Here is a 13,188-nt window from a genome sequence, read left to right as displayed (position 1 = left end):
ACCGTAGCCTCAGGCCTAAAGCTTGAGGTGACATATGGCGCGCATAGGCTATGCCAGGGTCAGCACCACTGACCAGGATCTGGACGTTCAAATCGGCAAACTGAAGGCGGAAGGCTGCGGCATCGTTCGCGCCGAAAAGGTCTCCGGCGCCAGCCGGGACGGCCGCACCGAACTCTCAACAGTGATCGAATTTCTCCGCCCCGAAGACGAACTGCTGGTCTGCCGGCTCGACCGCCTGGGCAGGGATACGCGCGACGTGCTCAACGTCATTCACGAATGCGAGCAGAAAGGCGCCTTTGTCACGGTTCTCGACCCGCATGTCTCAACGCGTGGCGAAATGGGCCAGATGGTGCTGACAATCCTCGGCATGGTTGCCCAGATGGAGCGCCGCTTCATCAAGGAGCGCCAGCGAGAGGGTATTGAGCGAGCAAAGCAGAAGGGCGTCTACCAGGGCGGCAAACGCAGGCTGGACCATGATGGTATTCGAAAGGCGCATGCTGAAGGGAAGGGGGCCTCGGAGATCGCTAAACTGTTCGGTTGCTCTCGGATGCAGGTTTATCGGATTATAGATGTAAATAACTAGCGTAATATAATTGAAAACATACAAATTTACATGATTGATTTCAATCAACTACCAATTTCATTGAATTTATCTTAGATTTTTGGGTCGGTAGATCTATTTTTATTCCTTTTGGGCGCAGAGATTTTGAAAATTGAAGTTTATGTCTAACGCCTTGAAGTTTTTCCCGTTTGAGATAATTTCTGAGTGAAATTTGGCCATCATGCTGCCAAGAGTTGAGGGGCGCTATTAATGCTATTGCTTCATATTTCAGATATTCATTTCAAGTCGCCAGAATGCCTTGACCCCTCACAAGACCCACACCTCGCCATTCGTACGAGGATGATGCGCGATCTTGCTCAACAGGTTGGTGTGCTAGGTGAAATCGACGCTATCTTAATTGGTGGGGATGTCGCGTTTAAGGCGGATCCAGACGAATACCATACCGCTTGGAATTGGATCCAGGAGCTAGCGGCCATCTCGGGATGCCCAAAAGGTCGAATTTTTACAGTTCCGGGTAATCACGACGTAGACCGAAACATTATTAGGCAAAACGTTCCGACGCAGTCTGCACAACACATGATTTCGTCAGCGCCTACCAACCAGCGGGAATGGCGGTTGGGCCAACAGCTTGCCAATGAGGAGAGCGGTCAGTCTCTTTTTGCCGCCCATTCTGCATATAATGATTTTGCTGCACCTTTTGGTTGCCAAGTTTGGCCTGACAAGCCTTTCTGGCACCAAGATCTTCCACTTGAAGGTGGCGTGACGCTTCGCATTTATGGTCTAACTTCCACATTGCTATCAGGGCAAAATGGTGAAGACGACATTCAAGGAAGTCTTTATCTTAGCCCAAGGCAGACCGTCCTAAATCCAGTCCCCAATACCGCAAATCTTGTGTTAGTTCACCACCCTATTGACTGGCTTTCAGACGCAGATGAAGTCGACGATGCACTTACTACTCGCGCAGCATTTCACCTTTTCGGGCATAAACATCGGCAACGTGCCATTATGGCAGAATATGTCCGACTTGGAGCAGGCGCGGTAAATCCGTCGCGAGGTGAACAGCCTTATCAACCTGGCTATAACCTCATAGCTCTTGAAGTCGAGGGACAGGGCCGTGATCGTCATATTAAGGTCGAACTTCATCAGCGAAGGTTGCAAGACGTCCCTGAGCGCTTTGAATCTATAAAGAACGCACAAGGTGGCGATGTGTTCTGTACTGTAATTCCAGTCCCTGAGGAGGCGCCGTTTCCAATCGTTTCCAATCCAATCGATGCGGCGCCATCATCAAAAACCGACACTGGACTCAATCATTCCAATACCTCCATCGTACTAGATGCGGAGGCTGCCATGGGTGAAACAGATACGCGCGAGCTATTGTATCGCTTTTGGCGGCTTACAAGCGGCCAGCGACGAACAATCATCACCGAACTTGGGCTGCTAGAGGAGGGGGAGCTGAGACTTCCCGAACCTGAGCGTTATGGTAGAGCTCTCATACGCGCCGGCGAGCGCAATCTAATCAACGAAATTGCGGCAGCTGTCGCCCGAATGGAGAGCTAAATATGGCTAAGCTTCCAGATATGAGCGCAGATTTCGCGCGATGGTATACTGAGGCTTTTATGGATGACGGATCTCGCCGAGATCTTCGTTGGAAAGGCTTACTGGCTGCAACTGCAAAAGCAGATCATGAAGTAGTTGAAGTATTGACAAGGCTTGCGTTTCAAACTCCTGTTGCAGCGCGAGGTCGAAAGAGCGAAGAACTAAATGAAGTCTACGATAGGCTGATCGTGGACCTTGCAGGCGGCGACACCACTTTTGATCCGACCAATTCAGCACGTGAACTTCAGATACTTGCCGCTGCTGCCTTGGTGAGGCTCTTTGAAACAAACTGCGATGCAGCGCTTACAGTAGTAACTGCTTCGTTCGTTGGGGCGCGTCGACCAGACCTGCCAATGGATTTATTGTGCTTGGCCGAAAAGGCTCTTATTGCACTGGCCTCAAGTAAGCACACTAGGATTGATGTTGGCGAATTGAAGATAGCTGCGCCAAAGATAAACTATGAATTAGAAGAAAACGAGCTGGAAGGCTTAGACCACACTAAAGTTGAAGAACAATTTAAGATTCTTCAGGCTTCGAACGAAGCGGCTATTCAACGTGTTGTGTTGAGTCAAAATAAAATCATACAGAGATTGTATGATCAGATCTTGTTGGACGAAGAAGAGTTGCAGATACTTTGGTGGTTATTCGGTGGGTATAGCCAATTACTAAATAAGCCATTCTCCAAAGCAACTGATTTGGAAAAGCCATTGGCCCTGGCCCATGAACTTGGGAATATGACCGTTGTTGCGCCTGGCCCTTCTTCAATACGTGCAATGCTTTTAAGAGTTGGCGTGACCACCAAGAAAGTTAAATTTTCCGACGCTGTGAACGCAGCGAACCTCGAGTGGGCTCAGTCCGCTTCGGAATCAAAACTGGTTTCTCCTGTTACTACACCGATACATTTTGCACTCGAGCAGCGCGCTGATCTAGGCTCAGATGACTCGTGGCAAGCAGGATGGTCTAGTTTGACTGGACTAGCTTCAGACACCTCAATTTCTGCAATAGAATTGTCAGAACTTTTCTATCGAGAACATGTTTTTATAAACGTGAGTGCCTGACGCGATGGCCGTTCCGCAAAAAAACTGTTCGAATGAGGATTGCAACTATCGGGTTGATGGTAAGTGTGTAGAGGGATATGCGTTGGAAGAATGCCCTCACATATCGAGCATACTTGTAGAAGAAATTGAGGAGATCGAAGAGCCTGAATCGGCTCCCGAAGCAAATCCGATAATCTCTCTATTCTTAGGAGAAGCTCTAAGTCGCGAAAAAGCTTCAGAGTTACAGCGAAAGAGTAGATCGCGCGCCGTTAGTATAGTGGGTCCAGCTGATGCGGGTAAGACAAGTCTCGTAGCCAGTATTTTCGATCTATTTCAAAAAGGCCCTTTTGCAACTTTCAATTTTGCTGGATCGTCAACGCTGATTGGGTTCGAGAAGGTGTGCCATGACGCTCGCGCGGCTTCCCGCCGCGATGCACCGCATATGGAGCGAACCATAGCTGGCGCTGAGGCAACATTTTTTCACCTTGACTTGCTGTCGGCTCAATCGGATTTGGTATCTCTTTTTATTAGCGATCGATCGGGCGAGGACTATTTGGCAGCTGCCGATGACATCTCGCGCGCGGATGAGTTCTTTGAACTTCGCCGCGCTGATGTTGTTACGCTTCTGGTAAATGGCGAGCATCTAACCATGTCTGAGAACCGTCACGAGGTCAAAGCAACCACCCCTCAGATTGTGGATGCTCTAGTTGAAGCCGAAGCACTGCGTCAAGGGGGGAGGCTTGCAGTCGTATTGACTAAGCAAGATTCAGTTGTGGCATCACCTCATACAGTGCGAGTTCAAAAAGAATTCGATGAAATCGTTGATGCAATCATACAGCATCACGGAGAATACTTTAGTGATATCGGTAGGTTTTCGATAGCGGCTTCACCAAGAGAAGCGGAGGAAGTAAAGCGTGGTGAAGGTGTTGATAACCTGCTTCGATATTGGTTGCTCGCTGCGAAAACGCCGACTGCATCACGTTCAACTGAATCTGGCAGTACGCGTATGATCGACCTGTTGGATAGCTTTGTTAAGGAGGCCACATGAGTCACGGCCACCCAAGCGTTTCGATAATTGGCCTGCCCGAGTCTGGCAAAACGACTTTGCTTGCAGCGATTTGGCACATGGTACGAGAACCTGGTTCTGTAACAGCTCTAAAGTTCGATGGTCTAAACCAAGGTAACTACGAACACCTAAATGGTCTGGCAAAACGTTGGCGCGCCGCAAAAAAACAGCAACGCACCCAGACAAGCGGCCTGAAGGTCGTGCGAATGAATTTAAAGAACGATGTTGGAAAGTCGATAGAGATTTCATTTCCCGACATGCCCGGCGAGGACTTCAGTCGAATGTGGGAAAAGCGGGAACTCGACGAAAGTATGGGGGATATGCTGTCCGCAGAGGCAATTGTACTGCTCATCAATGGCGACACAATAAAATTTCCCACATGGATCGTGGAACAGAACGCAATAGCCAAAGGAGCCGGGCTTCCACCTGAAAATGCAGAAGTCGTCGAATGGAGTGCGGAACTCGCGCCTACTCAGGTTCAAGTAGTCGAATTGTTGCAATTTCTCATGTCTAGTGAACTTAGCGTCGGTCCACGTCGGTTGGCAGTTCTGATATCGGCCTGGGACGAAGTGAAAGGAGATGGCATGGACCCTGAGGAAGTGCTCAAGGTTAAGCTTCCTCTGCTTGATCAATACCTTCGAAGCAGAAGAGATCCTTGGACCTGGCACGTTTGGGGAGTAAGTGCACAAGGCGGCGCATACGAAGACCAAGACAATGGCGAACAACTGGAAGAAACTGAAGCATTACGACAGCTTGATCGGCCCTCAGACCGCATACAAGTCGTGGATGGGAAGAAGGTCTCAACAGATATCACCCAACCTCTCAATTGGCTAATAGGCTGATGACTCCGACAATTCACCAAGCTCTGCACGGTTATAACGACGGACATCGGTTACTATCTAGCTCCATGCAAATCTCAGGACAAGAAGCTAGGATAATGCTTGTTATGAGTGATTTGTCTGGTCCTGGAGTTAAACCCGAAGATTCAGGCTATCTCACCGGCTATCCGCTTGAGACGCTCGGAAAGTATGTTCTCGCTCGGACATGGGCTGCGCCAGAAATGTCGAGACCCGGTTGTGTTTGGACCCACTCACTTATTATCGATAACGCTGATCTAGCCGCCTTTTCATCAGCTGAAGGCTTGCTTTCTGCTTTTTGTAGGCCTACCGGCCTTTCTTCCAAATCGACTTATGCGAATACTATTGACGTACCGGTTACGCGTACTCATTCTGTTGCTTTGCCAGATCATCGAGCGCAAAGTATAGTCAATGCTCTTTACACAATCCCCGATCAGATTGTTTTGACTGAGACTGAGGCTGCAGATGACGATGAGCTACTGGTCTCTTCCATTTGGATGCAACAGTGGCCAAGACTGAGACGAACGTTTGGTTTTTGTACGCTTTCCGGGATAGATCGATCTAGTAAAGGAGTTAAACTTGATCTGCAATTTGTTCGAACGATGGATCGGCAAAACTTAGCAAAATTTCCAGATGCCGTGACGGCGACAGGCAAAAATTTTAACGTGGCACTCAAACCGCTTCTAGCGGACATTGCGGGTAAAAAGGGCTATCAGTTCCGTGAATTTCTCAAAAGAGCCGGTGGAGATGTCGATGGTGGACGTCGGGCGATGTTGCCACTCTGTCGGCTATATTCATCGCTTTTTGGGAATGCCGATCCGGACCTACGTTCCGCCGTTGATGCTCTTGACGCCTTAGCAATATTTGGAAATCACCAAGCTCGCTTAGTTCGAGCGTTGATTGTCCGATCCGCTACAGAAAATATTGAAGATGTTGAAAATGAAGTATTTGATTTCGTTGTTGATTCTTTAGATTTGGTCGCGCAAGCTAACGAGAAGATGCTTCCTATTGAACGGATAGCACAAGCTCTTTGGCTTCGGTCTCCCAAACGTTTCATGAAGGAAATTCAAATTGGCGGTGCTATTGGACTTGCTTCCCAACAGGCTCTTGAAACGATGGAAGCATCAAAACTCATTGTCGGATTGAGGGAAAACGTAAAGTTTGCGGAGTACATCGTAGAACTTCGGCCGGAATTGTTGGAACGCCCTGATTTCTGGGAAATTTCTGGTGTTGATGAAACCCTTGCGATAGGCGCAAAGCCTGATTCTGCTGGACGTGTAGTTGCTGCCCTTCTAGCAGCGGATAGGGCGGGCATCACTGTCCAGCTTATTGGGCGAGCAAATTCAGACGAACTGGCTAGTGCTTTCGAAGAACATAGTAACAGTTCAGCTTTGAGCACATGGTTGGCAGCTTTGGCAAGCTTTCCTAACAAAGCGGCCGAGGTACTTGCTTCTGGTCGCATTTGTAACAAAGCTGTAGTTGTTGGGTTAGCGCGAGCCAGTGAACCGGATTCGGTGCCCAACGAGTTCGGTGAAGATCCTTGGGTAATCGCTAGTCGCTATTCGGGAACGTCGGTCAGTCAGCCCGATGAAGATTACTTTTCCGCATTTCTGATGTCTCGCGCGCTTGGCGATCGTTCGCTATCGCAGGCTAACCTCATCCAAATATCTTATACCACCCTGTACCGTGCATTGCAGTTTAGTCGGCTACCTTGGGAAGTGGAAAGGCTAGCTAAATGGCGACTAGACAGTGGGAGTTGGTTTAGTTGGGACAGTTGCTCCCGATTAAGGGAGACAGTTGTTAAACGCTTTGTCAAAAATGACCTAGATCCAGAAATATTCGGTAAACTCACCGATGATGAAAATCTTGCCCGAGCTTTAATTAATGAGGCTGCCGAGACAGGTAGTGGGCGCAGGTATCTTAGAGAAGTTCGGAAGCGATTGAAAAGCACTCATGATGGCAAACTCAATTCTAGAGTTGATTACATCGCCAGCAAAATCAAATGACAAAATTTAACGAGATACTCTTTCGAATGTGGCGTAATAACATATCTATGATTTGAATAAATACACTTTTTGAAGTGAAGTAAGTGACAATATTTGTGCTCATTTACAATTATGAAAAAATGAAGAGAATCTCAATTTTCTGGTTAATGTATTTGAAGTCGCATTGCGGAGCGGAGAACATACTTCGTGTTACCGATTGCTCCAAGCACCATACTTCACCATCTCTTCTGCCCCAGCCCTCAGTACCTCCGAACACTCTTTAATCGAAGCATCCCAACCGAACTCGCTGTCGGAATAGGCTTCCCCGTCCTCCAGGCCTTTCGTGAAGGCTTCGCTGGTATCCACGCCCTGCTGAATGAGCAGCATCATCTTCGGGGCTCCTTCGAGCTGAAGCATGGCGACCAGCGACCACTGAAGCTTGACCGCGATTTCCTGGGAAACGGCCTTCTTGCAGATCGGGTAGGTGAGGGCCTGTTCGAGCGCGGTCTTCCAATAGGTGTAGTGATACATCGTTTGATGCGCGTTTTCGGCTGTCAGCTTGGTGCCGATGATATCGGGCGAGAGATGTACGGGGTCATCCTTGGTTTCTACTGACGCGCCGGCTTGGGTTGAGATTTCGTCCAAGTACTGTTCGAAATCAGAGATGTTTTTTCCCATAGACGAGGCAAGCAGAGTTGAAGCTTGCAAAAAGTCCATGCAGACCCGTCGGCGATCTGAGGGTGAGTAGCCCTCCATGTTTTCAAGATAGACACCGATAAGGTGGTTTGCAGCGTCATTGGCGCGCACGACGGGATCTTCCATGGGGTCATACTGGAGAAAGCTGGAAATGGCCTCCATGTTCAGCCGGAACTCCTCCTGCACGATGCTGGGAGGCACAACCTCACAATGGTCTCCAAGGGCGAACGCGTGGTACCTGTCGGCTCTGATGTGATTGAACACATAGCGATCCCGCAGCGAGCCATCGTAAGGCTTGTCCAAGCCATAGGCCTGTGTGGTTTTCAGAATGTCTTCAGCAAGTGTTTGAGCGTCCATCGGGGCCGCATTTGCAGCAAGGGCGGTTGAGGCGACGAGGGCGGCGGCGGTTGCGAGTTCTTTCATGGCGACGAATATCCTTGAGGCTGCCGGTCGTTCGTGCGGCTCGGCATGTTTTGAAAGTGAAAGATTGGTTTGGGAATGGCTCAGGCGGCGGCGCTAGGCCGTCGCCTTCTGGGTTAGGTTAAATCGGTTGCTCGCTGGGTTTGACGGCAGGCAATAAAAAACGAGCAGGACGATCAACCCGAGGGGAACAAAACCGATCAGCAGCCACCAGCCGCTTCGGTTTGTGTCGTGCAGCCGACGCACAGAGATCGACAGCATCGGCACGTAGTGAATGAGGAGTGCGAGGCCCGTAACGACCGGTGGTTGCTGGGTCGTTGGATCAATCGCCGCATCGATGACAGATGTCAGAATGAGCAGAAGCGTCACAACGAGCACGAAGCTCCAGAATTGCGCCCGGGTCGACCGGCCCTTGAATGTGAAGCTGAGGCGCATGGCGTCAAAATAGTGGTTCATCAGGGGAGCTTTCCTAGCAAATCAAATGCGTTGAAGGAATTTGATCCTGTTTTGTTCTCAATATTCTTCTGTCCGCATCACGGTCAGCACGCGGTGTGTCACGGCAGGGTCTGCTGGGTCAGGTGAAGCGAAGGTCATGTCGAGGTCGTAACAATCGATTTTCCAGAAGAAGCGATTGCCCTGAAGGTCGACTGACCCGAAGTCGTGTTCGCCATAAGGATCGTTGTCAGGTGTAAAATCTTCGAACTGCTGGACCAGGGCGAACAGCAAGAACTGGTCGGTATTGCTCAATGCGGCAACGCTTTGGGTGAGCATGACGGAGCCACCTTGGAAACTGGTGCGGAACGCGTCGTTCAGGCGGGCAATTAAGGTGGAGCGGTCTTCTGCTTGACAGGCTGTAGCGCAGGCGCTCATTGTCTCGTTCCTTCCGGATGCAGAAGGCCAAGGCGGGTAATATGACGTGTGAACCTTGGCTCATCGGGATAGTCGCGCCACTTCATCCGCATAGTTTCGCCAGAACTGAGTTCCAGAACGATGGCCTCGAACCACGCTTCGTCATCGGCGCTGTAGGCGAGTACCAGACTGCCGACCGCGATCTCCGGCCAGTCCTTTGGCCGAGTGCCTTCCTCCATGTCGATCGCCTGTTCCGATGCCCTGTCGTTCTGCTTCTCCGGTTCAGGCTTCGGGTTGGCGTTTGCTGCCGTTTTCTGGGGCTCAGCGGGAAGATGCGCTGCAAGCTTGTCGAAGACCGTACCTTGAATGCGCGGTGTGAACAGGCTGCCGCTTGCGAAGGTTCGACCCTTGGGCAGCTTCTTTGAAAGCTCGACAATCTCGGGCGATGTCACTTCAAGCGCATGAAGCCCCATCTGTGAGGCGCCCTCGATGGCCAGTATTCGTTCGGCCTCCGGAAACCAGGCACCCCGGGCAGGTTCATTACCTTTCTTTCCGAACACGGCGATCTTGGGAATGTCCGCTGCTGCGGGCACAGGCTCTTGTTTGGCAAGCTCTGCCATTTTCAATCCTCAAATTATGAAAGTGAAATGCCGTCTGGCGGCGAAAAATCCGTCAATCGCGCCACAAGAAACACGCAAAGCGCGAACAGCAGAATAGTTCAACTATAAGAAAGTTTGATCAGTTTGTCAAATTTGCATCTTAATATCAGATACTTAGGCGCATTTCTCGATGGCAAAGCCTTGTGTGGCAATGCAAAACGGCGAGCGCTGTGTTTGCACTCGCCGTTGGGTTACTTAGCTGCTTTGGGGCCGTCGTTTTAGGTGAGATTTGGTTTTCGGCAGGATCAGTTTCTCAAGCTTCGTTGCGTCGAATTCCATGAATTTCAGGTTTTTGCCGGCGACACGAATATCCTTGGTTGGTCTTTCTCGGGGGCCAGGAAGGAATGAACCCTGTGTTTGTAGCTCTTGCAGCAACTCTCGAACAGTTGGCGATGAGATCGACCACTGAGCACGAAACTTCTTGTTCAGCCGATCCATAAAGGCGGAGCTCCTTATGAATATGCGCTTTCCGTCCCTGTAGCCTTGAACAGTCTTGTGGTTTCCATCCTGAGAACGCAGGTGTGGGTCTGTCTTTGGATATTTTGACCTGTCTTTGAATTCCTCTAGCAAGGCCGACGCTGTGGAGTTGATATTGGGTCTCACGCCCAGTGCATTCTTTGCGATTTCACGAAACGCAAACTCCGCGACTATGCGGACATGGTCATGTGTCCAAGGCAGGATTTTCGCGTTGACTGCGAGTTCTGCTGCTGCGCAGATCAATCCAATTTTCTTGGCAATTCGGGTTTCGACACTACCTTGGGAATGCAGCCGTTTCAGGAAACCTTCCGTTCGAGTGCGCAAGGCGTTTTCAATTTTTGAAGGCTCCGCCTTGCACAACTTTCGAATCCAGGCGACACCGGCCCTCCCGTGGTTGTTTCTTGCAGCAGCCGTTAGTCGGTCGGACATTTGAGCGGTTAGAGCTGGAAAGTTTCCGTCTATCGACTGCCAAATTCCTCCTTTGTCGCCATGCGGTACCACAATCTCCAGAAACCGGACCCTGTCCCCATCGGTTCGAGGATAGCCGTGTTTCTTGCACTCCTCTGCGATCAATGAGGGGCTTGATGAAAGGATGAACGTCTTGAATGACAGGTCGGGATACTCTCCGTTAAGCGCTTTTGTAACCTCTTTTCCGGTGCCGGACGTCAGGAGGTGGGTGAGTTCGTGTACCCTCTTTGAACGTTCGGAGACCTTCTGCGATGCCTGCTCAACGTCATCGAGGATGAGCCCAATCTCAGAGTGCCCTGCCGCACATTCAACCATGGCCCGTTCAGTCGCATTCCAGGTCGGCATCTTGTCCGGATCACTCCATACGGACTGAGCTACACGGCAGGCCGTCGTTTTTCCTCCAGAGCTGTTGCCGGCGAAATTAAAAATTGCAGCTTCTGTCAGTTCACTGAAGCGCAGCAACGGAGATGCGAGAGCAACCATGATCGCGAAGGATGCAATTGGGCTGTCCTTTGCAGGCAATGCGACCTCTGTTTTCCAACTGTCAAGAATACCTGCTGAGCTGGTGGACGGCGTGCGGAGAGCCTGATTGTCGAAGTGAATGACCTTATCTGTGGAATTGCCGACTACTACAGTTGGCAGTACAAATACTTGTTTGCTCCCAAGGAGCCAGCCGGGCGTAACGGTCAGAAACCCAACCTCCTTTGAGAAAGGTATTTCGTCAGGTAGGAAGCGCTCCTTCAAGGAAATGTCTGCGCCTAAATCCAAAAGCTGTTCACGAAGCGACTGGGGGCGACTTAGCTCAGACACGGCAACGACAAGCTTGCCAGCTTCGCGATTATTCGTTCTTGGGAATGTGACCAGCACGCTGTCTTTCTTGTTTTGAAGGTTCTGAAGACGTGTGAAGGTGATAGAATTTTTCATTTGAGTTTGCCTTTTTGAGCGTCCCTTTTTCGCAAGCTTGCGGCAAAGCTCTGCCGCAGCGCCGCAGCTGCCGCGGCACTTTCAAAGGGGGTGATTGGTTGCTGATTTGAAGGAAGAGTTCGCTGATGGGGCTAAGATGTAGTGTTACCAAACACCACAGTCCTAAACCTCAACGATAAGCGAGTTAGATGCATCTACGCATAGCGTTGAGCTATCTTCGTCGCTTTCTTCCCTTCGACCTCGGCGACAAACCGTCATCGAGTTTTCCAAGTGGAGCGGTTGGGCTAAAACGCAGATTTTTGCACCCAGGTGGAGTGGCTCTGCGCAGATTGCGCAATATCAACCTCGATCCGATGGCATGTTCTGCGAGCCAGCCCAGAAGCTCCAATTCCTGTTCCGACTTCAGAGACAAAGACCTGGTCTTCACCCTTGGAGTGCCATCCCGTTTCAGCCAGTCAGATTTCTCAAACTGAGACCGGCAATAGAATCCGGACTTATAGGAATAGGTCAAAACTCGTTTGAAGGAGCCGGAGGCGACCGCTTTGATCCGATATGGCCGAGGTGCCTCAATAGAGGCAGGAAAGGCTTTCCGGATCTGTTGCTTCAATTCCTCTGTGCACGGCGCCTTGATCAGAAGGTAGAGGTGGAGCTGCCAGCCTATAGGCACATTGCTCCTCGTGTTGAAGGAAATATCGATACCTCCGATCACAACTTTGTCCGATAGCTTAGACCTGTCCATCCACTTGGACACACGTTTGCGGATCGCCTTTAGGTCTGCATCGCGAAGCTTTCCCTTCGGATAGACCATGTCCGCCGGGATAATGGAGGCCGCAGTCCAATCACCGTCAGATATTCCCAGTCGGACTGCTTCCAATGGCAGTTGCTTGCGGAACTGTCTGAGGCACACCGGACATGCCTCGGTATTGCATCGGTCACCAGGTTTGCAGCTGAGCAGCTTTTTCAGGTCAGGAGATAGATCGTCAAGCTTGGTCAGCCTGCTTTGGATCTTCTTCAAGCGTGTCTTGGCTGTCTGGTAGGTTTCGAATTTGGATTTTTGTGGTGAGAGCTGATCAGTCATTGGCCAGTCCTACGGGCGTTTTCACCTTGGCTCCGAATTAGACTGTCCGCGGCGCTTGTGTTGTCGAAGCGTCTACATTTCACGTAGTCGTGTAGGTCGCGAGGGCAGTATCGAATCGCCCGGCCGGAAAGACGGACGAACTTCGGGCCAATTCCTAGGGAGCGATAGTTTGCGAGCGTTTTGGGAGAGAGATTAAGCCGCTTCGCCGCCTGCGCTGGAGTTAGCAGTGTGCTGCTTGCAGAGGATGCTAGGCGCTTCTTACGGCTGCGGGTTGCTCTAGACTGGCGTGCTTGAGAGCTGCCCGTTTTCGATCTCGAGGTATTGCGAGGTTGCGTTTTGACCCCTGAAAGGTGTTGCAACAGAACCAAAATAGCCTGTTCAACACTAGCTGGATGCTGGGTATCAAATTGAGAAAGGTTTGTTTCTTCCATTCCGATCTCCGTTCATTTGGGGAGATCGCTGTCCGATTGGCTTCGCGACCTCCCTTGGGTTACAAGGGTGCTCAACTTCGGAA

At 50.5% G+C, this 13,188-nt stretch carries 13 protein-coding genes; 6 read left to right on the top strand and 7 right to left on the bottom strand.

What is annotated here, in order from left to right:
* Positions 1–34: 34 nt before the first annotated feature.
* The 6 genes from FJ695_RS02415 to FJ695_RS02390 all read left to right on the top strand — a co-directional run bounded on the left by FJ695_RS02415 (position 35) and on the right by FJ695_RS02390 (position 7,124).
* Positions 35–583, top strand: a complete 549-nt coding sequence (locus tag FJ695_RS02415; protein ID WP_141183952.1) for a recombinase family protein — start codon at positions 35–37, stop codon at positions 581–583.
* A 228-nt stretch (positions 584–811) separates the two neighbouring features.
* Positions 812–2,119, top strand: coding sequence for a metallophosphoesterase (locus tag FJ695_RS02410; RefSeq protein ID WP_141183951.1), 1,308 nt, complete (start codon positions 812–814; stop codon positions 2,117–2,119).
* A 2-nt stretch (positions 2,120–2,121) separates the two neighbouring features.
* Entirely contained in the window at positions 2,122–3,216 is a 1,095-nt protein-coding gene (locus tag FJ695_RS02405; protein ID WP_141183950.1) for a GTPase-associated system all-helical protein GASH, read from the top strand.
* 4 nt (positions 3,217–3,220) lie between these two features.
* Complete coding sequence (locus FJ695_RS02400; RefSeq protein WP_141183949.1) at positions 3,221–4,243, top strand: hypothetical protein; 1,023 nt, start codon at positions 3,221–3,223, stop codon at positions 4,241–4,243.
* Positions 4,240–5,103: a hypothetical protein gene (locus FJ695_RS02395; protein WP_141183948.1), complete on the top strand. Its 864-nt coding sequence runs from the start codon at positions 4,240–4,242 to the stop codon at positions 5,101–5,103. Before FJ695_RS02400 ends, FJ695_RS02395 begins: the two co-directional genes overlap by 4 nt.
* Positions 5,103–7,124: a hypothetical protein gene (locus FJ695_RS02390; RefSeq protein ID WP_256370144.1), complete on the top strand. Its 2,022-nt coding sequence runs from the start codon at positions 5,103–5,105 to the stop codon at positions 7,122–7,124. Before FJ695_RS02395 ends, FJ695_RS02390 begins: the two co-directional genes overlap by 1 nt.
* A gap of 189 nt (positions 7,125–7,313) precedes the next feature.
* Here FJ695_RS02390 and FJ695_RS02385 read toward each other — a convergent pair whose 3' ends face one another.
* The 7 genes from FJ695_RS02385 to FJ695_RS28465 form a co-directional block, all read right to left on the bottom strand.
* Positions 7,314–8,222, bottom strand: coding sequence for a hypothetical protein (locus tag FJ695_RS02385; RefSeq protein WP_141183946.1), 909 nt, complete (start codon positions 8,220–8,222; stop codon positions 7,314–7,316).
* A 93-nt stretch (positions 8,223–8,315) separates the two neighbouring features.
* Positions 8,316–8,675 (bottom strand): DUF805 domain-containing protein, encoded by a 360-nt coding sequence (locus tag FJ695_RS02380; protein ID WP_141183945.1) that lies wholly within the window; start codon positions 8,673–8,675, stop codon positions 8,316–8,318.
* Between the two features lie 57 nt (positions 8,676–8,732).
* Positions 8,733–9,089 carry a DUF3768 domain-containing protein gene (locus FJ695_RS02375; RefSeq protein ID WP_141183944.1) on the bottom strand — a complete coding sequence of 119 codons (357 nt, stop codon included), beginning with the start codon at positions 9,087–9,089 and terminating at the stop codon, positions 8,733–8,735.
* Positions 9,086–9,688: a hypothetical protein gene (locus tag FJ695_RS02370; RefSeq protein ID WP_141183943.1), complete on the bottom strand. Its 603-nt coding sequence runs from the start codon at positions 9,686–9,688 to the stop codon at positions 9,086–9,088. Before FJ695_RS02370 ends, FJ695_RS02375 begins: the two co-directional genes overlap by 4 nt.
* 234 nt (positions 9,689–9,922) lie before the next feature.
* The gene (locus FJ695_RS02365) at positions 9,923–11,596 is read right to left on the bottom strand and encodes a DUF927 domain-containing protein (protein ID WP_141183942.1); all 1,674 of its coding nucleotides are present in this window, start codon (positions 11,594–11,596) and stop codon (positions 9,923–9,925) included.
* Between the two features lie 211 nt (positions 11,597–11,807).
* Complete coding sequence (locus FJ695_RS02360; RefSeq protein WP_141183941.1) at positions 11,808–12,674, bottom strand: hypothetical protein; 867 nt, start codon at positions 12,672–12,674, stop codon at positions 11,808–11,810.
* Positions 12,671–13,105 carry an AlpA family transcriptional regulator gene (locus tag FJ695_RS28465; protein WP_141183940.1) on the bottom strand — a complete coding sequence of 145 codons (435 nt, stop codon included), beginning with the start codon at positions 13,103–13,105 and terminating at the stop codon, positions 12,671–12,673. Before FJ695_RS28465 ends, FJ695_RS02360 begins: the two co-directional genes overlap by 4 nt.
* Positions 13,106–13,188: the final 83 nt, after the last annotated feature.

The organism is Labrenzia sp. PHM005, from assembly GCF_006517275.1.
In the GTDB taxonomy this organism is placed as follows: Bacteria; Pseudomonadota; Alphaproteobacteria; order Rhizobiales; family Stappiaceae; genus Roseibium.
Note: the sequence above shows the minus strand (reverse complement) of the source record. Positions and strands in the feature narration are given on the sequence as shown.

Bases quoted from the DNA above. Each gene is read 5' to 3' on its own strand.
- FJ695_RS02415 (WP_141183952.1), top strand. From the start codon at position 35: ATGGCGCGCATAGGCTATGCCAGGGTCAGCACCACTGACCAGGATCTG.
- FJ695_RS02410 (WP_141183951.1), top strand. From the start codon at position 812: ATGCTATTGCTTCATATTTCAGATATTCATTTCAAGTCGCCAGAATGC.
- FJ695_RS02405 (WP_141183950.1), top strand. From the start codon at position 2,122: ATGGCTAAGCTTCCAGATATGAGCGCAGATTTCGCGCGATGGTATACT.
- FJ695_RS02400 (WP_141183949.1), top strand. From the start codon at position 3,221: ATGGCCGTTCCGCAAAAAAACTGTTCGAATGAGGATTGCAACTATCGG.
- FJ695_RS02395 (WP_141183948.1), top strand. From the start codon at position 4,240: ATGAGTCACGGCCACCCAAGCGTTTCGATAATTGGCCTGCCCGAGTCT.
- FJ695_RS02390 (WP_256370144.1), top strand. From the start codon at position 5,103: ATGACTCCGACAATTCACCAAGCTCTGCACGGTTATAACGACGGACAT.
- FJ695_RS02385 (WP_141183946.1), bottom strand. From the start codon at position 8,222: ATGAAAGAACTCGCAACCGCCGCCGCCCTCGTCGCCTCAACCGCCCTT.
- FJ695_RS02380 (WP_141183945.1), bottom strand. From the start codon at position 8,675: ATGAACCACTATTTTGACGCCATGCGCCTCAGCTTCACATTCAAGGGC.
- FJ695_RS02375 (WP_141183944.1), bottom strand. From the start codon at position 9,089: ATGAGCGCCTGCGCTACAGCCTGTCAAGCAGAAGACCGCTCCACCTTA.
- FJ695_RS02370 (WP_141183943.1), bottom strand. From the start codon at position 9,688: ATGGCAGAGCTTGCCAAACAAGAGCCTGTGCCCGCAGCAGCGGACATT.
- FJ695_RS02365 (WP_141183942.1), bottom strand. From the start codon at position 11,596: ATGAAAAATTCTATCACCTTCACACGTCTTCAGAACCTTCAAAACAAG.
- FJ695_RS02360 (WP_141183941.1), bottom strand. From the start codon at position 12,674: ATGACTGATCAGCTCTCACCACAAAAATCCAAATTCGAAACCTACCAG.
- FJ695_RS28465 (WP_141183940.1), bottom strand. From the start codon at position 13,105: ATGGAAGAAACAAACCTTTCTCAATTTGATACCCAGCATCCAGCTAGT.